Source organism: Hungatella sp. SL.1.14, assembly GCF_024460495.1.
Lineage (GTDB): Bacteria > Bacillota > Clostridia > Lachnospirales > Lachnospiraceae > Hungatella > Hungatella hathewayi.
In genome coordinates this window covers 89,812-115,819 of the sequence record NZ_JANFYJ010000013.1, presented here as the reverse complement: position 1 = coordinate 115,819, position 26,008 = coordinate 89,812, and the positions used below count along the sequence as shown (strand labels likewise).

Genomic DNA, 26,008 nt, shown 5'->3' with positions numbered 1-26,008 from the left:
TATACTGTCAAGCCATATATTATCATATAAATTCATAAAAAAGAGATTTGTCTCGCATGTGGCTGAAATTGCCGCGTAAGTGGTCGAAGGCAAAAAAACGTGCGCTGTTTCATCAAACAGCGCACGTTTTTTTGCCTTTATTATTAAATCAATGGAAATATGATGTTTAAGCAGAAGATATTTTCTGCACACCGGACAGACATGGTCCCGCCGTATTTCTCTGTTATAAAGCTCATGCTTTTCAGACCATAGCCGTGGTAGTCCCGGTCTGCTTTCGTGGTAACAGGAAGCCCGTCCTCAAAGGTTAGAGGGTGGTCAAAATAGTTTTCCATATGAATGACGAGGCAGTTGGCCCTGGCGGATACGTTCATGCTGATGATCCTTTTTTCCTCATCTGTTAAACGGCAGACGCTTTCGATGGCGTTATCTATCGCGTTGCCGAAGAGGGAGCAAATGTCTGTGGGGGTGATAAATCCCAGACGGCTGCCATCGACAATATAGCTGAAGCGGATTCCAAATTTCTCGCAGTAGAGTCCTTTTTCCGCCAGGATAACATCGAGCGAATCATTGCCGGTTTTAGCGAAAGCGTCATAGATCATGATAGCGTCTTCCAGCTCTTTTATGCTTCTGTCATGCTCACTCTGACTTCCAGTGTAGCGCAGGGCCGAAATCTGGTGCTTTAAGTCGTGACATTTTAGATTGATCAGTTCGATTGTCTCTCTGGAAATGGCGTGCTGTTCCTGTTCCATGTGGAGAACCTGCTTCATAATCTCATTTTGTTTTTGGATATTTCCCCATTCAAACATGCCGAACTGGAGAACCAGCAGAAGAATACAACAGAAACAATCAAATAAATTACAGCCAATGGTTTCCGTTTCTGTCATAGTTGTCCAGAGGCTGACGCAGTATACCATAAACATGGAAAATAAAGTAAATGCGGTCAGATAACTGTTTTTGACGGCGATATCCTCCCCCTTTTCCAAACGGCGCACAAAAACCAGATAGAATACGAGATAAAGGATTACGGCCAGAAACAGCTGAACGAACTGACTCGTCATGGTATCCCCAAGCGAGAGTGACATATCGAATATTTTCGATACTGTGTGGACGAGATGCTGGATCACACAGGCAGCGGTTCCGTAAAATGCAAGGTATTTACCCCCGGGTATTTCGAAGCAGTACCATACCAGAACGAGGGACAGTACCAGTAATATAAGGAATCCAAAAGTAAACCAGTTGCCGATACGAAATCCGGACCAGAAAAAACTTTCGGGCAATAGATAGGGAAGCAGGCAGTAAAGCGCTGTCCCGGCAATCATTGTCGGCCAAAAGTTTTTTTGACGTTTCAGCTTCAGACAGAATAACAGTTCTGCTGCCAGAATCTGTATATGAAACGAATTGAGAAACAGCCAGGTTTGTTTGATGTTACCCATTAGAAACCACCTCCCATATAATCAGCCAGGCTTTTCATGAAATCCTTTTTCCTGCGCCGGCTAATTGGAATTTCATCATTACCGATAAGAATAGAATTAGGGTGAACCTCTGTAATATGCCTTAAGTTTACGAGATAACAGGAGTTACATTTTGCAAAATTGCATGGTACCAGGGTTTCTTCTATGTTTTTTAATTGTCCGTATGCCTGGTATGTATGGTTCTCTGTATGATAGATCAGAGTGTGGTTGATGACTTCTATATAATAGAGATCACGAACAGAGACTCTTTTTATCATATCTCCGGTGTTGATCGTTATTTTAGTGTCCTTATGTTTTTCTATATAGTGGATCACCCTGTTCAATTTCATCTCAAAATCGTAGTATTTTACGGGCTTTAAAATAAAATCGAGGGCATTCACCTCATATCCGCGAATTGCGTACTGCGCCATGCTGGTGATAAAGACCAGCGCTGTATCTTCATCGATCTTTCGCAGCTTTTTTGCCGCTTCCATGCCATCCAGATGCGGCATCTTAATGTCCATAAAAATCACATCGAAAACAGGCAGATAGTCGCTGATGAATTCCAGGCCGTTTTTAAAAAAGACCAGCTGACAATCTGTTTGATGGGTCTGCTGGTACCGTTCTATATAGTTTTGCAATAAAGAAGCACTGCTTTCGTCATCCTCAACGACTGCAATTTTAATCATTCGTTTTCCTCCCCCGGCGATAGCAAATAGTTAAAGACGATGGTTTTCCATTAGCAGTATATCATCCTGGAGAGCGGTGTGCAATAGAACACTTGCACGACAGCAGGCACGCTACAAGGAAGATAAGGCCGAGCGAGGTATTATATATGACAACTTGTGAAATGAAAAAAGCAATTTATGAAATGAATAAAAAAACATGAAAACTTATGTTAAAATCTCTCTAAGAATAAACAAGATAAAAAGGGGTGATAGTAGTGAAACAACAGGCTTTTAATCCATATCTGCCGAGCTGGGAATATATTCCCGATGGAGAACCTTACGTCTTTGATGACAGGATATATGTATATGGTTCACATGATTCTTTTGGAGCCCCCATTTTCTGTGTAAATGATTATGTGTGCTGGTCAGCACCAATAAATGATTTGTCTGATTGGAGATATGAAGGCATAATTTACAGAAAAAAGCAGGATCCCTGTAATAAATTGGGGCTTCGGTCATTATATGCACCGGATCTGGCAAAGGGTGCAGACGGAAGATATTATTTGTATTATGCTTTAGACTTTATGGGACGGATGGGAGTTGCGGTTTGCAATACTCCAGCGGGACAATATGAGTTTTATGGATATGTTCATTTCGAGGATGGGCATATATGGGGAACAAAGAGCGGAGAACCATTTCCATTTGATCCGGGCATACTGGTAGATGACAATGGGAAGATTTATCTTTACTCCGGTTTTGCGGTGAAGGTTCCATTTGTGGCCTCCAGAGGACATAACCTGACAAATGAGGGAGGGGTGGTGCTTCAGCTGAAGCAGGATATGCTGACCATTAAGGAAGGCCCTATACTTTTATTCCCAATTAAGGGCAAAGCAGGAGCATTTAAAAACCATGCGTTCTTTGAGGCAAGTTCCATACGCAAGGTAGGAAGTCAGTATTGCTTCGTATATTCTTCAGAGCATAATCATGATTTGTGTTATGCTTTGTCTGATTCACCAATGGGGCCATTCACTTTTGAAGGAAGACTGATAGACATTGGAGATTTGGGACTGGCTGGTAACGAAGATGAAAAACATGCCTCTAACTACTTAGGTAATACCCATGGAGGATTACTGGAGGTATGTGGAAAATGGTACGTCTTTTATCATAGGCAGACTAATCGAAGTTCTTATGCAAGGCAGGCATGTGCGGAAAAAATAGAGTTGACAGCAGACGGAAAGTTTTGTCAGGCAGAGGTGACGAGTTGTGGGCTTAACGATGGGCCACTTAGAGGACTGGGCAAATACGATGCCAGGATAGCCTGCAATTTGTGGTCATCACAGGGAACGGGGCGTTATGACTGCAGAGCGCCAAAAAAACGGTTTAAAAACCATCCATATTTTACCCAAAGCGGAAAAGACAGGGAGAGTAATGGTGATCAATATATTGCAAATATGCGGGATGGTGCAGTCGCCGGATATAAGTATTTTGATATGGGGGAGGCGAATCGAATACAGATTGATATTGGAGGAAAAGCAAAGGGTACGGTACAGGTAGCCGACAACAAAGACTTTATCACAAACTGTGCCGAAATTTCAATTTGTATATCTGAAAATAAACGTATGACTTTCTCTTCCAATTTAAAAATGGGGAAAGGGAAGAAGGCAGTTTATTTTCGATATAGAGGATCTGGGTATATTAATTTCTATGCATTTGGATTTGAAAAGGGAGAGTGATTAAGTAACAGATGAAGAAATGGATGGAAAGGCACCCCGATTTGAAAGAATTTATTATGTTTAATCTGCTGGCTAACTGCGCGACAATAACTAATTTTATTGTCATATGGCTGTGTACCAGTTTTATCTTTAAAGGATTAAATGAAACCCCGATTTCTTTTCTGATGTTTCATTATACGACGCCGGAAAGTTTAATGCTTTGTGGATTCCTGAGTTTTTTTATAGCCACAATAGCCGCGCAGATTGTCAACTATTTTGTACAGAAGAATCTGGTATTCAAATCCGATGTGCAATTTGAAACAGCATTACCTAAATATGTAATCATGGTAATAATAATAGTAACTATATCGGCGGCTTTGCCGGCATATAGTCAAAAGATTTTAATAGGCTTGGGTATGACGAGAGGGATGGCCCCAATATTGGCTAATATTATAAATATTGTGGTACAGGTACTTATAAGCTATCCAAGTATGAAGTTCTGGATTATGCCAAAATCAAAAGAAAAAGAAGCAAAATATAGAATAGCAGGAGGGAAAAATGAAAAATAATTGGTTAAAAATAACAGTTACGGTGGTGATTCTGGCTGTCTTGGCAGCGGCAGGTTACAGAATCTATGATATGATGTTCAATGGCAGTGTTCCTGTTCAGATGGTGGATGTCATTGCAGCTATAAAAAATTGCAGCCTGCAGTTAATGATTGGCGGGGTTATTCTGATTGCAGGACTTGTTTGTGTTATTGCAGGCAAATTTTTAAAACAGGTTAATTGCAGGCAGCTGGTATCCGTACAAGGATGTGTAGCTATGCTTTTGGCACTGGTGATTAGCATAACATGGATTTGTCTGGGACCGCAGTATTCTATTGTAAATAATCTGTTGTCCGGTACCAGCAAAATTTCCGATGAGCATAAGCAGAATTCTGTGGAAACAGCAGAACAAATTGCAGAAGAAGGAATTACACTGCTGAAAAACGACGACAAAGCATTGCCGTTGACAAAGTCCAGTAAAGTGAATGTGTTTGGATGGTCATCAACCAATCCGGTATATGGCGGAAGCGGCTCTGGTTCCACTTCAGCTGAAAACAGAGTTTCCCTGATTCAAGGGTTAGAAGAAGCAGGTTTTGAAACAAACAAATCCATAGAAAATTTTTATAAAGGTTATCGATCAGAACGTCCTTCAATAGGCTTTGCAGATGAAGACTTTACAGTTCCAGAGCCAACTATGGATGAATATCAGAAAGAAGGCATTTTTGAAGAGGCAAAACAGTTTTCGGATATTGCCATAGTAGTTGTGAGCAGAGCAAGTGGAGAAGGCGGAGACCTTCCAATGAGTTTGTCCGAGGAAAACAATTACTTGACAGCTGAACAGGGCAATCCCATTGTTTTTTCTACACAGGATGATGATCTGGATGCATCAAAAAGTTACCTTGAACTTACCAATCGGGAAATTAGATTATTAAATGAAGTTAACAAAAATTTTAAAAATATAATTGTGGTTGTAAATTCTGCGGCAGCAATGGAATTGGGATGGCTTGATACATACGATAATATAAAGGCGGCTGTTTGGTGCCCAAGTCCCGGAGAGGTTGGATTTAGAGCTCTTGGAAAGATCTTAAACGGTGAAGTAAATCCTTCCGGACATCTGGTGGATACATTTGTCTATGACTTATTAAACACGCCGATAATCAATAATTTTGGCAGCTTCACGTATGAGAATTACGCAGATGTAACAGGCAGTGAAGATAATAAAGCGGTTTTTGTTAATTATAATGAAGGGATTTATGTAGGATATAAGTTTTATGAGACGGCTGCTGCAGAAGGGCTCATTGATTATGATTCCACGGTGCAATATCCATTTGGATATGGTCTTAGTTACACCAGCTTTGAAGCCAGTATAGATGATGTAAAAGATGATGGGAACAGGATTGCGGTAGATGTTCTTGTAAAAAACACCGGAGAAGTTGCCGGTAAATATGTGGCTGAGCTGTTTTATACCCCTCCATATACGAATGGAGGCATAGAAAAGGCAGCAGTAAACTTAGTTGGATTCGCTAAGACGGATATGATTGACCCAGGAGCGTCTCAGACTGTAACCATTGAATTTAATTATGAAGATATGGCATCCTATGATTCTGAATGTCTTAAAAGTGAAAAGGGTGCTTATATACTTGAGGCTGGGGATTATGACATTAACCTGTGCAGTAATTCACATACGGTGTTAGACACATATAAGACAAATGTACCAGAAGATATTATTTACGATGAGGAAAATGGAGGGAGCCGTTCAAATGATAGTGTAGCAGCTACAAACCAGTTCCCGGAATCAAAAGGCAATGTTACCTATATGAGCAGAGCGAATCGATTCGAAAATTATGAGGAAGCTGTTGCAGGACCAGCAGTTTTTGCAATGACAGACGAAATAAAAGAAAATTATGCTTCTATTATAACATTTGATGCTTCGGAATATGATGATCCAAATGCAGAAATGCCGACAACAGGTGCAGATAATGGGTTGACCATACAGGATATGGAAGGTCTTGCTTATAACAATGAAAAATGGGATGACTTATTAGATCAATTGACTGTGGAGGAACTAAAGAGTCTGGTCGCGGATGGAACTTACCATGCAGTTATAACAGAAAGCATTAATCTTCCCTATATAGTGGATACGGATGGACCTTCTGGTATACACAGTTTCTTTACCGGAAAAATGGGAACAGGTTTTACCGCACCATTATTACTTGCTGCAACATGGAATGTAGATCTTGCAAGGGATATGGGAGATCGGATTGGTCAGGAACTGACGGACTATGGTATGACAGGCTGGTATGGCCCGGGTTTGAATATACACAGAAGCGCATTCTCTGGAAGAAACTTTGAGTACTACTCTGAGGATAGCCTGCTTTCCGGCAAGATGGCAGCAAATGAAGTTGCCGCAGCCAGAAAACATGGAGTTATTACCTATATTAAGCATTTTGCATTAAATGATTCTGAAACAGATCGGGCAAAAGGTATCTGTACATGGTCGACCGAACAGGCAATCAGAGAAATTTATTTAAAGCCATTTGAAATAGCAGTGAAAGAAGGAAAGTCAAATGGTGTTATGAATTCTAAAAATGGTATCGGAAGTGAATGGGTTGGTGCAAGTATAGAATTAATGAATAATGTCCTTAGAGATGAATGGGGATTTGTAGGCTGTGTGATGACGGATGCACTTGATACAGTAAGTAAGTACTATCAGAATCCAAATGAGTCCGTTCGTGCAGGTACTGATAAGATGTTGTCTGCATCTATAGAGAAAGGATATTGGGATGATGAATCAGCCGGCACGGTGATTGCACTCAGAAATGCCGCACATAATTACTTGTATGCGCTGGCAAATTCAAATGCAATGGATGTTGCAACCGGAAGCCCAATGTGGGTAAATATTTTATGGGCAGCAGACACGATTATTATATTATTGCTTGTAATTTGGGAAGTGATTGTAATTAGACGGTATATTCGCAGAAAGGAATGTATTGAGATTTCCACTGTAGAGAAATAATGTTATATTGTAGAAAGGACTGCCACACTAGAAAAAAGTGTGGTGGTTTTTTCTGGTGTCTTGTTCCTCGGTTGTTTTTTTAATATGATCATGTTACAATTAGATACAAATTCGGAGGACGTATATGATTCACATAGCAATAGTAGAAGATGAAGATATTTGGGCAGACAGAATAACGCTGTTCATTCAGCAGTATAAAAGAGAATACCAGGAACATTTTCAAATTTTAAGATACCGGGATGGGTATGAAATAGCAGACAATTATCCCTTGGATCTGGACATTATTTTCATGGATATTGAGATGAAAATGATGGATGGAATAGCGGCGGCAGAAACAATACGAAAGATGGATGAGCGAGTTATTATTGTCTTTGTTACGAACATGGTCCAATATGCCATAAAAGGTTATGGCGTAGATGCGCTGGATTACATTTTAAAGCCGATTTCATACATCCCTTTTTCAGAAACATTAAAAAAAGCAATTCGATCTCTGCAAAAAAACAAAGAAGTATTTATTACTGTGAAGTTTCGTGACGGAGTTTTAAAAATCTGTTCCAGCCATATTCTTTGGATAGAAAGTCAAGGACACAGGTTGACATTTCATACAGTAGAAGGAGACTATGGTACAACCGTCTATAGTATGAAGGAAGTGGAAGAGAAATTAAGACCGGAAGGCTTTTGTCGGTGTAACAGTGGAAATCTGGTAAACTTAAGTCAGGTACAGGGAACAAAAAATGGACATGTACAGATTGGCGATGCACAGTTGTTAATAAGCCGGGGGAAAAAAGTGGAGTTTATGAAAGCACTTGTCAGTTTTATGACCAAATAATGTATTCAGGAGGCACAGGAGAAAATGCAGGATATACCCAAGACTTATACTGCACTCGCTGAGTGGCTCAGCTGTGTAACCATATTAATTGCATACAGAAATCTGATTAACAAAAACGAGATAAGTAAGATTGTATGCAAATTGGCAGCAGCGCTGCCAGTATTATATGTCATTCAGATGCTATGCGGAATGGTCTCAAATGTGCTGTGGCTATTTGGTATGTTTGCGGCAATTTTTACTATGATTTTTCTGAACAGAAGTTGCCTTGGTATTGATATCAAAGCATCGGCATATTTAAGTGCCAGAGGATTTTTGAAAGCGGAGTTTCTGGCGGCAATCGAATGGCAAATTTATTATTATTACTTTATTGATAATATTGGCGAAAAAATATTCAGTTTCTTTTTTTGCGTGTTTTTTTATCTATTTGGATATCTTCTTATAACTGCTTTAGAACGAAAAATAATGCCGGGTTATACAGAGAAAAGGTGGCTTTCGATTACAAAAAAACAGCTTGCGCTTGAATGGGGAATTACACTTCTAATTTTTATGCTAAGCAATATGAGTTACGTGTCCTTTAACAACCCCTTTACAGGAACAGGAACTATGGAGATATTCAATATCCGAACTTTGTTCAGCATGGTAGGCGTGCTGCTTTTAGAAGCACTTCAAATGCAGAAGCTGGATGCAGATAGAAGGCAGGAGGTAACTGCTCTTAACAATATTTTGCAGAATCAGTATAACCAATATCGAATGTCACAGGAGAGCAGAAGATTAATTGATTTGAAGTACCATGATTTAAAGCACCATCTTCAAATATTAAGGGAAGAATCAAACGGTGAAAAACGTGGTGAATATTTAGATGAAATTGAACAGGGAATCAAGAAATATGAAGCGGAAAATAAAACAGGAAATTCTGTATTGGATACAATTCTTACGAACAAAAGTGAAAAATGTATAAATATGGGAATTTCTCTTATTACTGTTGCTGATGGAACGCTCTTGAATCAAATTCATGTTATGGATATTTGTACAATATTTGGTAATGCCTTGGATAATGCTATTGAATATGAAGCACAGGTTACCACTGCAGAAAAGCGGTTGATTCATGTGACGGTATCACAGAAGAATAATTTTATATGTGTAGTAATTGAAAATTATTTTGAGGGAGAACTGGAATTTGATGGGCATTTTCCGTCGACAACAAAGGCAGACAAGCGATATCACGGATATGGTTTGAAAAGCATTTGTTATGCGGTAGAAAAATATGAAGGATATATGAATGTGGAGGTTACGGACAACTGGTTCCGTCTGGAAATATTATTTCCTAAAGCGTAAAATAAGATACATGTGAGGATACTATGCTATACGTGTGCCGCAGCATAACTTACAATACGTTCCATGACCATGGTAAGTCTGGATACTGTGGTTTCTTCTAGTTCGGATCTTGCCTAAAGTTAGTCTCCCGCTTTATGTGGGATTGTGAGATAATATTTGTTAGCCGATAATCCTGAAATTGGCAGGATGAGTTTAAAGCATGGCAGGCTGTAACACAGACAGTCTGCCATGCTTTCTTTGAATGTTCTTATGTGATGAAATAGTACAATCCTAGTTATAGGATAACATTTTCGATGATTGAAAAATAAGATCATCACACATATGATGTAATATCGTACTGCTTCACAAAGTCAATAAACTCCTGTGTAGTTCCTAGAAGAGAATCCTTTTTCCAGACAGCGCCAAATTGAGTTGTTATTTCCGGATAAATGGGTATCTGTACAAAATCTCTTGGATTGGCAGCCAGAGTGGAGTAAAGGAAGGCACCGCAATTTCCGCCCCGTATGAAGTTTAACGTAGTATAAAGCTGGCTGGAGTAAAGGATTACGTTGGGGGTTAAGCCTTCCTTGCGATATCGGAGGTTGATGGTCTGATTTTGGACAGAGTCCGTATTTAAGAAGATGACAGCTTCATCTTTTAACATATCAATTGTCACAGCAGTTTCTTTGGCGTACGGGTGAGATCGTGAGACACAATAGATGGTTTTGTCCTCCATGAGTACGTGATAATTGAAGTTGTCTTTATCGTAGAAGTCAAGATTTACGATTGCAAGGTCAAGTTCTCCGGATTTTACCATGCTGCAGGCACGAACCGATCCAAATTCGTACAATTGGATGGGAGTGTCACTGATTTCGTGAAAACTGTCAATCATACGGGGAAAGAAAACAGTGCTGATCATTGGCGGAATTCCGATTTTTATTGGCCGGACTGTCTGACCAAGCAGTGAAAAGTCTGTATAAAGGGATTGGGTCTGAGTTAACAAATCCTGTGCGCGCAGATAGAACTGTTCGCCGTCGCTTGTCAGACTGATTTTGTTTCGTGTGTGGTTAAACAGTTGAAGCTGAAATTCTTTTTCCAGCTCCTTTAAGGCAAGGGAAATGGTTGGCTGGGAAACAAATAGTTCCTCTGCAGCCCGGGTAATGCTGTGATACCGGCATACGGTGCAAAAATATTCTAATTGATTTAGTGTCATAGGAAACTCCCTGTTTTTCATATCAAAATAGCAATTATGAGTATACAGAAACAGTATAACATGTTTGGCGGAAGAATGAAATAATAGTATTAAAAAAACCAATACTAAACATAGATTATATAAATTTTACAAAAGTCAAGTTATGAGGTATAGTAAAGTCACAAGGTACAAAACGGCCGGGATTGTACAAAACGTAACTAAAAAAATATATGATCAAAGGGGAAACATATGAATACAGCAGCGATAATCACTTTACTATTTCTCGCATTTGCTATCATCATGTTTGTGACAGAGAAGATTCCGCTGGGACTCACATCTATGATTGCCTGCATAGGGTTGATTGTGACCGGAGTTTTGGAGCCGAAGACTGCATTTGCCGGATTTATTGATTCGAACGTAATTCTATTTGTAGCGATGTTTGTTGTCGGAGGTGCTTTCTTTGAAACAGGGATGGCAAACGAAATTGGAGGAATTGTAACAAAATTTGCAAAAACAGAACGAAGTCTGATCGTAGCAATCATGATGATTGTAGGTCTGATGAGCGGTGTACTTTCCAATACTGGTACGGCTGCGGTTTTGATTCCGGTTGTTATCGGAATTGCGGCGAAATCGGGATTTAAGAGATCGAGACTTCTGATGCCGCTTGTCTTTGCGGCAGCCATGGGAGGAAATTTATCACTCATTGGCGCACCGGGAAACATGATTGCACAGTCAACACTCGAACCGTTAGGACTTAAATTTGGTTTCTTTGAATATGCGATTGTTGGTTTTCCAATACTTGCAGCCGGAATCATTTTCTATGCAACCATTGGATTTAAGTTATTACCAAATCACGATGTAGAAGATGACGGAACTGCATTCGATACAACAAAAGATTTCTCAGGTGTACCGAAGTGGAAAAAGATATTGTCACTTGTAATTTTAGTGGGAACACTGCTTGCAATGATTTTTGAAAAGCAGATAGGAATTAAGCTTTACATATCTGGAAGTATCGGAGCCCTGCTTCTGATTTTAACAGGAGTAATTACAGAGAAACAGGCGCTCAAATCCATTGATTTGAAGACAATATTCCTGTTTGGCGGAACGCTTTCTCTCGCAGCAGCCCTGGATTCCTCGGGAGCCGGCGAAATGATTGCAAATGTTGTGATTGGAGCGCTAGGATCCAATCCATCTCCGTTTATACTCACTTTTGTAGTATTCATTCTCTGCTGTGTGATGACAAATTTTATGTCAAATACAGCCACTACAGCCTTAATGGCGCCGATTTGTCTGGCGATTGCACAGGGAATGGGGGCTGATCCAAGAGCCGTGCTTATGGCATGCGTGATTGGCGGATCGTGCGCTTACTGTACACCAATTGGAATGCCTGCGAACACGATGGTTGTGGGAGCTGGCGGATACAAGTTTAAAGATTATGTGAAAGCAGGAATTCCACTTGTTATCATTGCAACGATCGTAAGCATGATTATTTTACCAATCGCATTCCCGTTCTTTCCATAAGGAAGTATAGGAATCAGGAAGAAGTATGGGTATCAGGAAATAGAAAAACAATGAATTACATATCAGGAGGATTAAACTATGACACAGGAAGTACAGGTGAAAAGAGTACAGGATATTATGGCACAGTTTGTTGGGTTTACAGCCAGGAAACTGCCGGATGATGTGGTAGACAAGCTTAAGGAACTTCGTGATAAGGAAGATGATCCAATGGCAAAGACAATTTATGAGACCATGTTCCGCAACCAGGATCTTGCAGTGAAATTAAACCGCCCATCCTGTCAGGATACAGGAGTATTACAGTTTTGGGTAAAATGCGGTACGAATTTTCCGCTGATCAATGAGCTGGAAGTTTTGTTGAAAGATGCAGTTGTCCAGGCTACTTTTGAAGCCCCACTTCGCCACAATTCGGTTGAAACGTTTGATGAGTATAATACAGGTAAGAACGTTGGGAAAGGAACACCTACTGTATGGTGGGATATCGTTCCAAATTCTGATGAATGTGAGATTTACACCTATATGGCAGGCGGCGGCTGCACACTTCCGGGCAGTGCAACAGTTCTTATGCCGGGCGAAGGATATGAAGGTATAACGAAGTTCGTACTGGATCGAATGACAAGCTATGGATTAAATGCCTGCCCGCCGCTTCTTGTCGGCGTTGGCGTGGCGACCAGTGTAGAAACAGCAGCAATGCTTTCTAAGAAGGCTCTTATGAGACCGGTTGGATCACACAATGAGAATGAGCGTGCTGCCAGGATGGAACAGTTACTGGAGGATGGAATCAATGCGATTGGTATTGGTCCGCAGGGAATGGGCGGAAGCTATTCCGTTATGGGTGTAAACATTGAAAATACTGCCCGCCATCCGTCTGCGATTGGTGTTGCAGTAAATGTAGGATGCTGGAGCCATAGAAGAGGCCATATTGTATTTGATAAAGACCTTAATTTTAAGGTGACAACCCATACCGGATTCGAATATCAAGAAGCGTAAAATCAAGAAGCGTAAAATCAAGCAGCCGTAAAATGCATTCCCAGGGTGGGAAGAATCGAATCAATAAAGGAGATTACCATGGTTGAAATAATGGATGGAAAGAAAATCTTAACAACACCTGTATCAGCAGAGGACTTAAAAGATATCCATATTGGAGATATCATCTACTTAAACGGACATATTACAACTTGCAGAGATGTGGCTCACAGAAGAGTCGTGGAAGAAGGAAGACAGATTCCGGTTGATGTGAGAAATGAAGCAATTCTTCATGCCGGTCCGATTATTCGTCCTCATGACGATGGAACGTATGAAATGGTATCCGTTGGGCCGACTACTTCTATGCGAATGGAGAAGTTCGAGTATGAATTTGTAAAAACAACAGGAGTCCGTGTTATTGTCGGAAAAGGCGGAATGAAGGAAGAAACCGCCAGAGCATGTAAAGATTTCGGGGCAATCCACTGCGTATTTCCGGCAGGAAATGCCGTAGTAGCCGCGGTGGAAGTGGAAGAAATCGAGCGTGCAGAGTGGCTGGATCTTGGAATGCCGGAGACACTGTGGAACTGCCGTGTAAAAGAGTTTGGGCCGCTTATTGTATCTATTGACAGTGAGGGGAGAAATTACTTCGAGGAGAAGAAGGTGGAGTATAATAAGAAAAAAGATGAACAGATAGAGCTGATCAGTAAACAGGTTGGTTTTATATCATAATACTGTTGTTGATTGTCTGCAGTATGATTGTGATTCAATCACCCAGGCAAATGGAAAGACAATCAGGAGAAATCCGGAAATGGTGTCAGGCTTTGGCCTTATTATTCAGAGAGAAAGACGTCAAAATTGGAATATATTTTGGCGTCTTTCTTATTTTCATAGAATTGCAGGTTTTCCCATCAGAATTAGAGATAAGGCAGTCATGCTTATCGCTGGCTGTGACGCTGCTGCCATCATAATGACTGCTGAAATCTCCCTGGTGAGATTCCATATATTTGTTTGAAGACATAGGAAAAATTCTTCACGCTGATATATCCAACCTTTTCGACAATTTCATAGATTTTTAATTCTGGATAGTTTTTCATCAATAAGATTGCATGTTCCATTCTGACTCTGGTCAGATACTTAATATATGATTCTTTCTGCACTTTATGAAAAATTGTACTCAGATAATTGGGAGACACCTCGGTCACTTCACCCAGAAGCGCAAGTGTAATTGGCTTAGAGTAATTTTTGTCAATATAGTCTTTGGCCGTGGAGACAATTGCATTTTCACTGCGCTCTTTCTCTGCATCTTCTGTGTCAGGGGCAGTAGAAGCAGATAAAGAAAGCGCAATAGAATGATATAACGATATGACATCGGCTTTATTATCTGCAGTAGTCTGCAAAAGTTTTACACAGGCATTTTCAATATCCTCAGGTTTCCAGAAGAAATTTCCCCCTGTTGTAGATTTAATTAAAAATACTCCAAAACTGAGCGTTGTATGTGGCGTATATTGAGGAATTAAATTTACAAAAGAAGTTATCATGGATTTCATATTAATAAGATCTTTTTCGACCAAATATGTGCTCAGTGAGGTACTGTACTGACATAATAACCGCTGATGTTCCACTTCAATAGAATTCATATCTGTAAAAGAATGAATACAGCCATACGTTTTAAATAAGCGTTGGTTAAGAGCGGAAGAGGCTTCTTTGTAGGCATGATTCATCTGTAAAACATTTGAGAAAACGCTGCTGACACCGCCGCTTAAACTGATGCACGAGTGCCGGATGACCAAATCCTTAATCTGCGAATATACTGTCTGCACAGTCAGAAAGATATTTTCTTCCTCTTCGGAGATCAGGATAACCGTGTTTTCTTCAGAATCCAGGCATGTCCACATATTCGCATGTTTTTTGCAGATATCATGGGCAACCTGATTGACAATATATTTAAACAACGGTAAATCGTAAACGGGAATTCCGTGTTCCAGCAATATATTGTCATCAGGACTAAGCAGCAGTAAAATACCGGGACCGTCTAAAAGACTGATTTTCATGCGGCAAAGGCATGGGTACAGGGATTTAACCTCAACATTAGATTCTGAAATTACTGCTTTTATAAATTTTGCAATTATTTGAATTTTTCCTTCACTGGAAAGTTCAAGAAGGCTGTGGTAATTGGCGGCCTGCTCTTCATCTTTTATTATGAGTTCTTTCATTCGTTGGAGCACTGATTTAAGTTCTGTCTTTGAAATTGGTTTTAAAATATACTCTTTTATCCCATAACGGATAGCGTGTCTGGCATATTGAAAGTCATCATAGCCAGACAGAATGATAATTTTCTGTTCAGGATAAAGCTGCCTGACGCAGGTGCAGAAATCAAGGCCATTCATCTCCGGCATTTTAATATCTGTTATGATTAAATCAGCACGGTTTTTTGTCAGCCACGTGCAGGCCTCAGCTCCATTGGAACAGGTTCCGGCAATGCTCCAGGATTGATCAATTTGTGGAATCATTAATTCCAGATACTGTAATGTAAGTAACTCATCATCAACTAATAAAATACTGTACATATTATGATCCTTTCTCTATCAGGGGCAGTTTAACAAGTATTTGAGTCCCTTTTTGATATTCACTGTTTAATGTGACGCCGTACATTGAGCCGTAAGTAAGTTTGATTCGTCTGTTTACATTATTTAACCCTATATGTTCTCCATCTTTTGCAAAATCCGGCTGATGATCAAGACTGGCCGAACAGTCCGACAACTGGTCCTGGAGTACAGATAAACGCTCGGCAGGGATTCCGCAGCCATTATCGCTGACAGAGATATATAAAGAGGATTTATCTGAACAGGCCTTTACAGTAATTGTTGTTTTTCTGGTTAATGTTTCACAACCATGAACAACAGAATTCTCTACCAGTGGCTGCAGGATGAATGGAATAATCCGATCGTCTTTTAAAAAGTCTGGCAAATCCAGAAAGAATTCGAGACGATTTTCAAAACGACACATTTGTATCCCAAGATAGGATTCCAGAATTTTAAATTCTTCTTCGAGAGATACATCTTTTTTCCATTTTGCCATACTCCGCAGGAGATAATGCAGTTTATCAATATTGTCAACAGCATTGTCATATTTTCCGAGCTGTACTTCGATGCTGATCATATTCAATGTATTATAAAGAAAATGCGGTTTTATTTGACTTTGTAATGCATTGATCCGGGCTTCTTTGTTAAGCATTTCTGTTTCATAGATTTTTTTGATCAGTTGTGTATTCTTGTTTATGTTATCGTTGATTGTGCTGACCATGGAATTAAAGGAGGAGGCTAAATATCCTATCTCGCCCTGGGTTTTCCCCTGAAATACAACGCCAAAATCTCCTTCGCGTACTTGTTTCATTAGAGTGACGATCTCCATAAGTGGATTTAGGAAGCGTTTAGTAAAAAAGAGCATAATGACGATTGCACCCAGAGAGCAAAGTGTTGCCAGAACAAGGGAAAAATTCAGGGTATTTCTTGCTTCCAGATTAAGCTCATCGAGAGAACTGAGGCCAACAACAGTCCAATCGGCACTTTCAATGACTGCCGTATTTATTAAGTATTCTTTGCGGTCTATGGACTGGACAAACGATGATGGTGTCTGGAGCAGGGAATTGGCAATAAAATCTGATTTTTCTTTTGAAATATTACTGTAAATGATATTTTTATGTTTATCAATGATGAAAATTCCGCCATCCTTTCCCATTGATATTTTTTTTACTATAGTTTCAATCCCTTCATAGCTGGCGTCGACCTTTATTACACCGATGATCCGATCGATATTTTTTATGCTTCGAAGCTGTTTGGCAATGGAAAAGACGCGTTGTTTAGGATAGCTGACCAGCTGTTCAAGCTGAGTTGGTATGAAGATTACATCCTGAGTGTTCATGCACTTCTGATACCAGCTGTATTGAGTAAAATCTTCTGAGTAGTTAATACTTTTAGGCATTCTGCCGCTATAATAGATTTCGTCAGTAAGAATAAAGACATTTGTGATATCTTTTCTCGGCATAACCATTATCTGATTTAAAAAACTTTCTATTTCCCTTCGCTGCTTTAAAGAATCCAGTTCATTGTCATATTTTGATTCTATTGCAGTCATAATATCATCGTTATAGTAAGGGAACAGTGAAAAGTGAAACAATTCTTCTAAATAAGTATCAATATTGAGTGACAGCTGTTCTAATGTCTGACTGGTCTTTTGGGAAAACTGTTCCTGAAAATTTCTGGTATACCGATGATAGGATACGATAGAAGTCAGGAATACGGAAATCAGGATCAGAATGCTTACAACAACGGATAGTGTAAAAGCAATACTGTTCCCTTTATATGGTTTATCAGACAGCGGTCTTAGTTTCATCATAATGTCCCCTTTCATCATTTATAAAATTATTATAGCACAGGAAAATTGATTAGATAGGATAATGATAAAAATTAGTACCATGATTGGAAAAAGCAGGGATTTATATTGAGAGACATGTAAGTTAGAATAGAGATATCAAATAAAAAGTAACGGAGGCTTAGCATGAAAAAATGTAGAAGATGGCTGATTATGCTTGCAGCAGGAATTATGACGGTTGGCCTGACCGCCTGCAGCGGGGAGGCAAAAAAGAGCGAAGAAACGGAAAAATCAGGAGGGACGAAGGTAACTGTCAAATTTTTTAATGGAAATGTGGAGATGGTGGACTGGTATAACGATGCGATTGAACAATTTAATCAACAAAGCGATTCGATTGTTGTGGAACATGAATTTTTAAAAGAAGGGACATCAGCACTGCAGACAAAGTTTGCAGCAGGGGATATACCAGATATAACAACAATGGCCAATCAGCAGATGATTGATGCAGGAAAATTCCTGGATTTATCTGATTCGGACTGGTGGGACAGGATTGATCCATCTATTAAAGAAATAGCGAAGGATACAATCAGCGGAAAAAATTATTTCGTTCCTACTAATACGGTTTTTACAGGAATTATTTATAATAAGGACATTTTTAACGAATTAGGACTCACATCTCCTGGAACCTGGAGTGAATTTGAAAATGTACTGCGGGCGATTAAAGAGAAAAAAGAGGAGATTGTTCCGTTATATTTCGCTGGAAAAGAAGCATGGACCACGGGGATGCTGTTTGCTGATATTCCGGGAGCTGTCGAACGGCAGAAGTTAGGAATTATAGAGTACAATAGAATCGCAGGCCAGGGTGAGATTGAAAAAATGAAAATGGCAGAACCGGATGGACCGTATGAGAAATATGTGGAAGGACTTATGACGCTTCAAAAAGAAGAACTGATTAATTCAAACGTTCTGACTGCAACTTATGATGACCAGGTAAACGCGATGGCTAATGGTGAGGCCGCTATGATTTTCCAGGGATTGTTTTCATTAAGTAATATTGAGAAGAATAATCCGGAAATGGCAGACAAATTAGGATTTATGGCATTTCCGGCAATGGAAGATGATGTAAAACCGGCATATGTGTCGGCTCCTGACAGCACTTATTATATTGCTTCTGACTCTAAAAACCAAAAAGAAGCGAAAGAATTTCTGGACTGGCTTTTCCAGGCGGAAAATCAGAAATCCTATGCGGAAACCAGAATGGCTCCCTCCGTATTTACAGATGTAAAGGCGGTTTTATCACCAATCTACAATGGTATAGAGGAAGAACTTAAGGATGCAGCAGCACTTGGAAGTGTGTATGAGCCTGTAGGCTTTGGCGGCGATGCGATCGGTATTATGGTACAGGAACTGTTTGCCGGTAAATATACTCCTGAAGAATTTGTAGAAGCATATGAGGCAAACTGGAAAAAATCATATGAGGCTCAATAAAATACTTGCGGAATGCGATGCATTCCGCATTATTTAAAGGAGGGTATAAATGAGTCAAATAAGAAATAAGATAATGTCTAATCTACATAAATATATGATACTGCCGGCAGCTGTTCTCTTTGCAGCATTTTTTCTATTACCTTTGATTCAGGGAATAGGAGTAAGTCTGACTGATTGGAATGGATTTTCGGAAGAAAAAAATTTTGTTGGACTGTCGAATTTTATCCGCTTTTTTCACGACGACAGAGCAATAAATGCTATTAAAGTTACGATGATTTTTGGACTTATCAGTCCATTTTTGCTAAACATTTTCGGACTGATGCTGGCATTGCTGTTCGATTCCAAAATAAAGGGAAGAATTCTGGCACGAACTGTGGTATACCTCCCGACTATTATCAGTCCGTTAATTATGGGATACTTGTGGACTCTTATCCTGTCTCCTCAGACTGGTGTGCTGGATAAGACTCTTCGTGCCCTCAATATGGGATATCTGTATCGCGATTATCTGGGCAATATGGATAAGGCATTATGGCTGATCATTGCGGTAAACTTATGGCAGTTTGTGGGAGGCCCTATGATGATTTATCTGGCTGGTCTGCAAAATGTGCCGGAAGAATTGTATGAGTCTGCAAAAATTGATGGGGCGAATGCTGTTCAAACTTTTACATATTTGACGTGGCCGCTGCTGCTTCCGTCAGCAAAAGTCAATATATTAACGAATATTATCGGTTCTATGGCTGTTTTCGATATTATTATGTCCTTAACCATGGGAGGTCCCGGGTATGCGACTGAATCGCTGAGTATCTATATTTACAGGATGTCGTTTAATGGATTTGCAGGATATGCGACTGCGGTAGCAATTATTATGTTTATCATGGTTGTAATACCGATCGGCTTTGTAATGAGATGGAGCAACAGGAAAGAGGTGGAAATGTGAAAAAAAAGAGAAAATTAGGCAGAGGAATTCTGATCATTGCTATCATCCTCCTGTTTTTGCTGCCTTTCTACGTAATGTTTTATCTGGCTTTGAGTACGCCGGGGCATCAACTGGCAAAGGAATGGTTTCCGATAGAAATGAATGTTCGTAATTTCGCAGATGCATGGACGAAATCAAATATGGGAAATGCTATGAAAAATTCGATTATTAATACCGGAGGAGCGATTGTGCTGCTGGTTTTCTGCTCTGCCAGCGCAGGATATGCGGCTGCAAGAATCGGTGGTCGTATAAATCGTTTTATATTTAATGCTATGCTATTGAGTATGCTGGTACCCGGAATTATTAATACGGTCCCATTGTACATTATCATGCGGAAAATCAACGGAATCAATACTCATTGGGCTATGATTTTTCTGCTTGCCTGTATGAGCCTTCCGATATCCACTTTTTTGTATGAAAGCTTTATTCATTCAAGCAGCAAATCCTTGGAGGAAGCAGCGGTTATTGACGGTTGTACCTATTTTACTGCATTCTGGAAAATAACCTTTCCGCTGCTAAAACCGGTGACAGCAACAGTGGTAATTATGCAGGGCGTGGGAATATGGAATAATTATGCGCAGTCGGTATTCTTTTTACAAAACCAGAATTACCATACAATACCTCTCGCCATATCCGGCTTTTTTCAAACTTATGGCGCGGACTATAATTTGCTGGCGGCAGGAGCTATGATAGGTCTTTTGCCAATGGTTGCGGTATTTTTAGTGTTCCAGAAAGAGTTTGTGAAAGGGTTATCTGCAGGAGCAGTCAAGGGGTGACAAGTATGAGAAAAAAAGAACCTTATTTTAAAGAAAAATATCGTCCGCAGTTCCACTATACTGCAGAGACAAATATTATTAATGATCCCAATGGACTTGTCTGTTATGAAGGGGAATATCACCTGTTTCACCAGTATAATATCAATAACCATATTCATTGGGGGCATGCTGTAAGCGGTGATCTGTGCCATTGGACACATCTGGAACCAGCATTATTTCCAGATACGATCGGTCAGATCTGGTCAGGCAGTGTAGTGATAGACTGGAATAATACAAGTGGACTGAAAATAGGGCGTGAAGCTGTTATGGCTGCATTTTATACTTATAATGAGCATATCGATTCCTGTCAGAGCCAGGGAATGGCTTTTAGCCGTGACAGGGGGAGAACGTGGAAAAAATATAACTATAATCCGGTGGTAACTGGCGGAGAGAAAAAAGATTTCAGAGATCCTAAAGTATTATGGTATGACAGAGAATTGTGCTGGATTATGGTACTTGCCTGTGGAAATCATGTGGAATTCTTCAAATCGTTTGATCTGACCAAATGGTTTTATGTGGGATCCTTTGGAGAGGAAGAAGGAAGTCATGAGGGGGTATGGGAGTGTCCGGATTTATTCGAACTTCCATTGGAGGGGACAGCCGGGAAATCAAAATGGGTTTTAAGCGTGAGTGTCAATCGGGGTGCGCCTGCAGGAGGCACCGGAATGCAGTATTTTATCGGTGAATTTAATGGTAAGACATTCACCAATAGGAACGTTGCTCATAAAACCTTGTGGCTGGATTATGGGAAAGATTTTTATGCAGGAGTTACCTGGAATGATGTTCCGAATAAAAAAAGGTATATGATAGGCTGGGCGGATAACTGGGAATACAGGGATAAGCTGCCTTCTTATCCATTTAAAGGACAATTTAGCTGTGTAAGAGAATTAACTTTAAAAGAAGAGGAAAGTGAAATTTTTTTAATTCAAAAACCTGTAGAAGAATTAAAGCAAATTCGAAAGAATGTGTCTCAAATAAATAAATTCGTGTTGTCAGGGAACACAGCCATATTAAAAAATATTCAGTCAGGACTATGTGAAATTGTGACCAGTTTTCAATCAGAAGATTCAAAAGGAAATGGAGAAATATGTATAAGAAATAACCGGGAAGAGACTGTGAAAATAGGATACGATTTTGGCAAGAAGGAGCTGTACTTAGACAGAAGAGGGGCAGGGAACGCTCCCTGTGAACACTTTTTGGAAAAATATCAGGTTTCTCTTCAGCCGGAGCTCGATCAGGTAAAGCTGCAGATACTGGTTGATCACTCACAGATTGAGGTCTTTGCTAATGATGGAATGGCAGTAATGACAAATCTGTTTTTTATGAATGATTTTTCATATTGGATTGAGGCTTCTGGCAATGACAGTATTCTGAGAAACACAGAAATATATGAATTGAATTCCATATGGAAGGAAGGCATGAAGAGCGCAGATGATGATTTCAGAGAAATAGTTAACGGAAATTGGGGAGAAACGGTATTTGGATTGGAGGGAAATTGCCATGGAAACGGCTGCCTGCTGACTGAAAAAACGTATTTTGACATTACTCTAAAGGCAGGAATTATTTTTGCTCCATATGAGGAAAATAGAGACGCCGGTTTTCTGCTTGGTTGGGACAGCCAATTGGAAAAAGGGTATACCATTCTGCTGAACCGTGAAAAAGAAGGGCTGGAAGTCAAATATGGGGAAGAAACACTTAGTTTTGTCAGCCTTTCAATCAATCAGTGGCGAAGATATGTTTTAGAGGTACAGGTAATGGATCGATATCTGGAAGTTTCGTTGGATGACTGTAAAAAAATCAAATTAAGAATTCCCGGATATCAAGGTGGAAAATGCGGTTTTTATTTAAATCAGGCATTTGTTTATTTAAATGATATACAGATTAAGTAAGGACAAAATTAGAGAAGTATGCAGGATCAGGGAAAGGCTGGATATATGAACGGACAGTGGTGGAAAAGAAGTGTTGTCTATCAAATTTATCCCAGAAGCTTTAAAGACAGTAACGGGGACGGAATAGGCGACATAAGGGGAATAATAGAAAAAATAGATTATATAAAGAATTTAGGCGTTGATGTTTTATGGTTGTCTCCAATTTATCAATCGCCAAATGACGACAATGGATACGATATCAGTGATTATCAAGCAATCATGCCGGAATTCGGTACGATGAAGGATTTTGACGAACTTCTTAAACAGGCTCATAAAAGAAATATTAAGATCATAATGGATCTTGTGGTCAATCATACTTCAGATGAACATATTTGGTTTCAGCGTAGTCGGGAAAAGGAGAAAAGCAAATATCAGGATTATTATATCTGGGCAAAAGAAAAGCCAAATAACTGGGAATCTTATTTTGGTGGATCAGCCTGGGAATACGATGAAGTAAGAGAAATGTATTACCTGCATTTATTTTCCAGGAAGCAGCCTGATTTAAACTGGAGAAATCCTGAACTGCGTGAAGATATTTATAAAATGATGTCATGGTGGCTGGATAAAGGGATTGACGGTTTTCGGATGGACGTGATTAACCTGATATCCAAAGCGGATGGGTTTCCGGAAGGCGAAGTGATAGAGGGGACACCTTATACAGAAAAAGCGCCTTATGTAATTTGCGGTCCACAAATGCATACTTACCTGAAAGAAATGTATAAAAAGGTACTCTCCAATTATAATATCATGACAGTAGGAGAGGGATTAGGTCTGGGACTGGATGAGGCTCGCAAAATAACTTCTGAGAATTCCAAAGAGCTAAATATGATGTTCACATTTGAACATATGGATGTGGAAAATATAGGAAAGGAAAAGTGGACAGAGCAAAGATTTAAACTGAAAGATCTAAAACAGATTATGTCCAAATGGCAAAAAGGACTGGAGCATGAGGGGTGGAATAGCTTATACTGGAATAATCATGATCAGCCGCGGGTTGTTTCTCGATTTGGAGATGATGGTTTATTTTGGGAAAAATCTGCTAAAATGCTTGCAGTCTGCCTTCATATGATGAAAGGGACACCATATATCTACCAGGGCGAAGAAATCGGGATGACGAATATCAGGCTGAAGACAATTAACGAGTATCATGATATTGAATCGAAGGCAGCCTATGAACGCTATAAGAATTATATGGGATATTCGGAAGAAAAGATTATGAATTGTATTCATGCGAGAAGCCGTGATAATGCCAGATCCCCAATGCAGTGGGATACAACCCGGAATGCAGGCTTTACTGATGGTTCGCCATGGTTCGAGGTTAATACCAATTATGAAAAACTATTTTTTACAAAGGCATAATGCCAAGTGAAACAGGCTTTAGATTTTCCAGTGGATTGTAACGCTCTCACTGGTTGCATCAATGTGGGATATGAGAATATCAACCACCTTGCGCTTATCGTCAAAACTCACGGACTCCCAATCGTTGAGGTAATTCGTGATACAGTCAATTTGCGTGTCCGAAACGGAATTAGCGGTGAGATCGGCCACCAGCTTTAACTGCTTTTGCCGTTCTGCGTCCAGCTCCTCGATCCTATTGTTTGCGTATTGCAGGAGCAGCGGGTTTGCCCCGGACAAAGTGTCCAGAAGTTTCTCAATCTCGCTTTCCGTCTTTGCCAGGGCAACACGGGCGGCGGTCAGTTTGGGGTTATAGCCCGGTTCCTTGCCGCCTTTCAGCGTGTGATACTTCCGCATTTTCTCCACCATCTCGCCATACACAAAGGACTCCATGCTTTGCGCCGTCAGCGTACCGGCACCCTCGCAGCTCCCGTTATCGGCCCGCTGCTTGCACCGCAGGTAAGTAACGCCGTTTTGGGCTCTCAAGCCCACCAGAGCATAGCCGCAGCGTCCGCACTTGATTTTCCCGGCCAGCCAGGTATTGTGGCATTTGCGGCCATTCTGGAATGAGGTGTTTTGTGACAGCTTACGCTGGACGGTCAGCCAAAGGCTGGAGGGGATGCGCCCCTGGTGGGGAGCGATTACAAGGATTTGTTCTTCACCCTCCCGGCCCTGGTAGAGATAGCAGCTATTGTCCCCCGTGAACATTTCCGGGGGGCTTTCGATTTTTACGCCCTGGGCTTTGAAGTATTCGTAGATGTCCATATCGGCCTGGACATAGACCGGGTTTCTCAGCAGTTTCGAGATAAAGGCCCGTTGCAGGGCTTTTCCATAGACATCAATGGAGTTTTTGACAAAGTACCGGGTTATATCGCCGTAGGAGCTGCTCGGCTCCGCATACATCTGGTACATCAGCTCGGCAAAATCCATTTCCGCATTTTCCACCAGCTTCTTTGTCTTGATCCCGTCCATGACGATGGGCTCAGTATCAAAACCGTATGGCGTCCGGCCCCGCATATAGTAGCCTTTGGTACACCGGGAATAAAAAGCGTCCTGCACGCGCATTTGGATGCTTTCCCGTTCCAGCTGGGCAAACACGATACAGATATTGAGCATCGCCCTGCCCATTGGGGTAGAGGTATCAAATTTTTCCGTACAGGACACAAACTCCACATTGTACTGCTTGAACAGCTCCATGAGCTTTGCAAAGTCCACAATGGAGCGGCTGATCCGATCCAGCTTGTAGACGATCACCCGCTTGATGAGCCCCAGCTTGATGTCCTGCAAAAGCCGCTGGAAGTCCGGGCGTTCAATATTCTTGCCGGAGTAACCTTTATCCTTGTACTCCCGGCCCTCACCGCCTTTCAATTCGTAACGGCAAAATTCAAACTGACTTTCAATGCTGATACTGTCCTTTTTGTCAATCGACTGCCGCCCATAAATCGCGTCAATTCTGTTATCCATAATTAGCTCCCTTTCCATAAATGGGAGCCAACCTACAACTATATTATACCTCTAATGCCCCCATGCAACAAGGATGACTCCGGCCTACCCCCTCTGTCCGGCGTACTTTACAAACACATCAAACAGCCGCCGCTCGACCTCACGGCTTCGCTTATCCCGCTCCTGCGGCGGGTAAATGGGGGTAACATTCTTGACGGTGATCGTCCGATCCCCAAGAACGGCAGTTTTGATCTCGCTTTCGTATTTGACCTGTGCCTGCATAAAATACCTCCCTCTTAAAACGGTATGGATAAAGGAAACGGCCAGCACCCGCATAGGGCGCTGGCCGCTTGACGGTGTGACCTCTGGACACTTTGTCCA

At 40.6% G+C, this 26,008-nt stretch carries 20 protein-coding genes; 13 read left to right on the top strand and 7 right to left on the bottom strand.

The features are described 5' to 3' along the window. Positions 1-143: 143 nt before the first annotated feature. Positions 144-1,433 carry an ATP-binding protein gene (locus NE473_RS15335; protein WP_155560980.1) on the bottom strand — a complete coding sequence of 430 codons (1,290 nt, stop codon included), beginning with the start codon at positions 1,431-1,433 and terminating at the stop codon, positions 144-146. Next, positions 1,433-2,140: a LytR/AlgR family response regulator transcription factor gene (locus NE473_RS15330; RefSeq protein ID WP_055651733.1), complete on the bottom strand. Its 708-nt coding sequence runs from the start codon at positions 2,138-2,140 to the stop codon at positions 1,433-1,435. The genes NE473_RS15335 and NE473_RS15330 overlap by 1 nt, the downstream gene beginning before the upstream one ends. Before the next feature lie 254 nt (positions 2,141-2,394). Between NE473_RS15330 and NE473_RS15325 the strand changes: the two genes are divergently transcribed. The 5 genes from NE473_RS15325 (at position 2,395) to NE473_RS15305 (ending at position 9,556) form a co-directional block, all read left to right on the top strand. After that, the gene (locus tag NE473_RS15325; RefSeq protein WP_055651732.1) at positions 2,395-3,852 is read left to right on the top strand and encodes a family 43 glycosylhydrolase; all 1,458 of its coding nucleotides are present in this window, start codon (positions 2,395-2,397) and stop codon (positions 3,850-3,852) included. A gap of 11 nt (positions 3,853-3,863) precedes the next feature. After that, positions 3,864-4,400, top strand: coding sequence for a GtrA domain-containing protein (locus tag NE473_RS15320; protein ID WP_055651731.1), 537 nt, complete (start codon positions 3,864-3,866; stop codon positions 4,398-4,400). After that, positions 4,390-7,392 (top strand): glycoside hydrolase family 3 protein, encoded by a 3,003-nt coding sequence (locus NE473_RS15315; RefSeq protein ID WP_055651730.1) that lies wholly within the window; start codon positions 4,390-4,392, stop codon positions 7,390-7,392. The genes NE473_RS15320 and NE473_RS15315 overlap by 11 nt, the downstream gene beginning before the upstream one ends. A 124-nt stretch (positions 7,393-7,516) precedes the next feature. Further along, complete coding sequence (locus NE473_RS15310) at positions 7,517-8,221, top strand: LytR/AlgR family response regulator transcription factor (protein ID WP_055651729.1); 705 nt, start codon at positions 7,517-7,519, stop codon at positions 8,219-8,221. Between the two features lie 24 nt (positions 8,222-8,245). Continuing rightward, positions 8,246-9,556 carry an ATP-binding protein gene (locus tag NE473_RS15305; protein ID WP_055651728.1) on the top strand — a complete coding sequence of 437 codons (1,311 nt, stop codon included), beginning with the start codon at positions 8,246-8,248 and terminating at the stop codon, positions 9,554-9,556. Positions 9,557-9,869: 313 nt separating this feature from the next. On the opposite strand, the gene NE473_RS15300 is transcribed toward NE473_RS15305, so the two are convergent. After that, positions 9,870-10,748: a LysR family transcriptional regulator gene (locus NE473_RS15300; RefSeq protein ID WP_055651727.1), complete on the bottom strand. Its 879-nt coding sequence runs from the start codon at positions 10,746-10,748 to the stop codon at positions 9,870-9,872. A 228-nt stretch (positions 10,749-10,976) separates the two neighbouring features. On the opposite strand from NE473_RS15300, the gene NE473_RS15295 reads away from it, so the two are divergent. The 3 genes from NE473_RS15295 to ttdB all read left to right on the top strand — a co-directional run bounded on the left by NE473_RS15295 (position 10,977) and on the right by ttdB (position 13,940). Further along, complete coding sequence (locus tag NE473_RS15295; RefSeq protein ID WP_055651726.1) at positions 10,977-12,248, top strand: SLC13 family permease; 1,272 nt, start codon at positions 10,977-10,979, stop codon at positions 12,246-12,248. A 78-nt stretch (positions 12,249-12,326) separates the two neighbouring features. Further along, positions 12,327-13,235: a L(+)-tartrate dehydratase subunit alpha gene (ttdA, locus tag NE473_RS15290; protein ID WP_055651725.1), complete on the top strand. Its 909-nt coding sequence runs from the start codon at positions 12,327-12,329 to the stop codon at positions 13,233-13,235. A gap of 78 nt (positions 13,236-13,313) precedes the next feature. Further along, positions 13,314-13,940, top strand: coding sequence for a L(+)-tartrate dehydratase subunit beta (gene ttdB / locus NE473_RS15285; protein WP_055651724.1), 627 nt, complete (start codon positions 13,314-13,316; stop codon positions 13,938-13,940). A 233-nt stretch (positions 13,941-14,173) separates the two neighbouring features. On the opposite strand, the gene NE473_RS15280 is transcribed toward ttdB, so the two are convergent. Beyond that, positions 14,174-15,778, bottom strand: coding sequence for a response regulator transcription factor (locus NE473_RS15280; RefSeq protein ID WP_055651723.1), 1,605 nt, complete (start codon positions 15,776-15,778; stop codon positions 14,174-14,176). A 1-nt stretch (position 15,779) separates the two neighbouring features. Further along, positions 15,780-17,606, bottom strand: a complete 1,827-nt coding sequence (locus tag NE473_RS15275) for a sensor histidine kinase (RefSeq protein WP_172682292.1) — start codon at positions 17,604-17,606, stop codon at positions 15,780-15,782. Positions 17,607-17,768: 162 nt separating this feature from the next. Here NE473_RS15275 and NE473_RS15270 point away from each other — a divergent pair, with 162 nt between their 5' ends. Genes NE473_RS15270 through NE473_RS15250 form a run of 5 tightly spaced genes read left to right on the top strand, consistent with a single transcriptional unit; the run spans position 17,769 to position 24,148 of the window. After that, positions 17,769-19,070 carry an ABC transporter substrate-binding protein gene (locus tag NE473_RS15270; protein WP_055651721.1) on the top strand — a complete coding sequence of 434 codons (1,302 nt, stop codon included), beginning with the start codon at positions 17,769-17,771 and terminating at the stop codon, positions 19,068-19,070. 49 nt (positions 19,071-19,119) lie between these two features. Next, positions 19,120-20,007, top strand: a complete 888-nt coding sequence (locus NE473_RS15265; protein WP_055651720.1) for a carbohydrate ABC transporter permease — start codon at positions 19,120-19,122, stop codon at positions 20,005-20,007. Then, positions 20,004-20,822: a carbohydrate ABC transporter permease gene (locus tag NE473_RS15260; RefSeq protein ID WP_055651719.1), complete on the top strand. Its 819-nt coding sequence runs from the start codon at positions 20,004-20,006 to the stop codon at positions 20,820-20,822. The genes NE473_RS15265 and NE473_RS15260 overlap by 4 nt, the downstream gene beginning before the upstream one ends. A 5-nt stretch (positions 20,823-20,827) precedes the next feature. Then, positions 20,828-22,750, top strand: coding sequence for a glycoside hydrolase family 32 protein (locus NE473_RS15255; RefSeq protein WP_055651718.1), 1,923 nt, complete (start codon positions 20,828-20,830; stop codon positions 22,748-22,750). Between the two features lie 45 nt (positions 22,751-22,795). Beyond that, positions 22,796-24,148 (top strand): alpha-glucosidase, encoded by a 1,353-nt coding sequence (locus NE473_RS15250; RefSeq protein WP_502802829.1) that lies wholly within the window; start codon positions 22,796-22,798, stop codon positions 24,146-24,148. A gap of 18 nt (positions 24,149-24,166) precedes the next feature. On the opposite strand, the gene NE473_RS15245 is transcribed toward NE473_RS15250, so the two are convergent. Next, positions 24,167-25,648, bottom strand: coding sequence for a recombinase family protein (locus NE473_RS15245; protein ID WP_025483343.1), 1,482 nt, complete (start codon positions 25,646-25,648; stop codon positions 24,167-24,169). Positions 25,649-25,732: 84 nt separating this feature from the next. Continuing rightward, on the bottom strand, positions 25,733-25,909 hold the full coding sequence (locus NE473_RS15240; RefSeq protein WP_015563782.1) for a hypothetical protein: 177 nt from the start codon (positions 25,907-25,909) through the stop codon (positions 25,733-25,735). Between the last annotated feature and the right edge of the window lie 99 nt (positions 25,910-26,008).

Bases quoted from the DNA above. Each gene is read 5' to 3' on its own strand.
- NE473_RS15255 (WP_055651718.1), top strand. From the start codon at position 20,828: ATGAGAAAAAAAGAACCTTATTTTAAAGAAAAATATCGTCCGCAGTTC.
- NE473_RS15280 (WP_055651723.1), bottom strand. From the start codon at position 15,778: ATGTACAGTATTTTATTAGTTGATGATGAGTTACTTACATTACAGTAT.
- NE473_RS15250 (WP_502802829.1), top strand. From the start codon at position 22,796: ATGAACGGACAGTGGTGGAAAAGAAGTGTTGTCTATCAAATTTATCCC.
- NE473_RS15245 (WP_025483343.1), bottom strand. From the start codon at position 25,648: ATGGATAACAGAATTGACGCGATTTATGGGCGGCAGTCGATTGACAAA.
- NE473_RS15300 (WP_055651727.1), bottom strand. From the start codon at position 10,748: ATGACACTAAATCAATTAGAATATTTTTGCACCGTATGCCGGTATCAC.
- NE473_RS15315 (WP_055651730.1), top strand. From the start codon at position 4,390: ATGAAAAATAATTGGTTAAAAATAACAGTTACGGTGGTGATTCTGGCT.
- NE473_RS15330 (WP_055651733.1), bottom strand. From the start codon at position 2,140: ATGATTAAAATTGCAGTCGTTGAGGATGACGAAAGCAGTGCTTCTTTA.
- NE473_RS15310 (WP_055651729.1), top strand. From the start codon at position 7,517: ATGATTCACATAGCAATAGTAGAAGATGAAGATATTTGGGCAGACAGA.
- NE473_RS15295 (WP_055651726.1), top strand. From the start codon at position 10,977: ATGAATACAGCAGCGATAATCACTTTACTATTTCTCGCATTTGCTATC.
- NE473_RS15265 (WP_055651720.1), top strand. From the start codon at position 19,120: ATGAGTCAAATAAGAAATAAGATAATGTCTAATCTACATAAATATATG.
- NE473_RS15270 (WP_055651721.1), top strand. From the start codon at position 17,769: ATGAAAAAATGTAGAAGATGGCTGATTATGCTTGCAGCAGGAATTATG.
- NE473_RS15240 (WP_015563782.1), bottom strand. From the start codon at position 25,909: ATGCAGGCACAGGTCAAATACGAAAGCGAGATCAAAACTGCCGTTCTT.
- NE473_RS15320 (WP_055651731.1), top strand. From the start codon at position 3,864: ATGAAGAAATGGATGGAAAGGCACCCCGATTTGAAAGAATTTATTATG.
- NE473_RS15275 (WP_172682292.1), bottom strand. From the start codon at position 17,606: ATGATGAAACTAAGACCGCTGTCTGATAAACCATATAAAGGGAACAGT.
- NE473_RS15335 (WP_155560980.1), bottom strand. From the start codon at position 1,433: ATGGGTAACATCAAACAAACCTGGCTGTTTCTCAATTCGTTTCATATA.
- ttdA (WP_055651725.1), top strand. From the start codon at position 12,327: ATGACACAGGAAGTACAGGTGAAAAGAGTACAGGATATTATGGCACAG.
- ttdB (WP_055651724.1), top strand. From the start codon at position 13,314: ATGGTTGAAATAATGGATGGAAAGAAAATCTTAACAACACCTGTATCA.
- NE473_RS15305 (WP_055651728.1), top strand. From the start codon at position 8,246: ATGCAGGATATACCCAAGACTTATACTGCACTCGCTGAGTGGCTCAGC.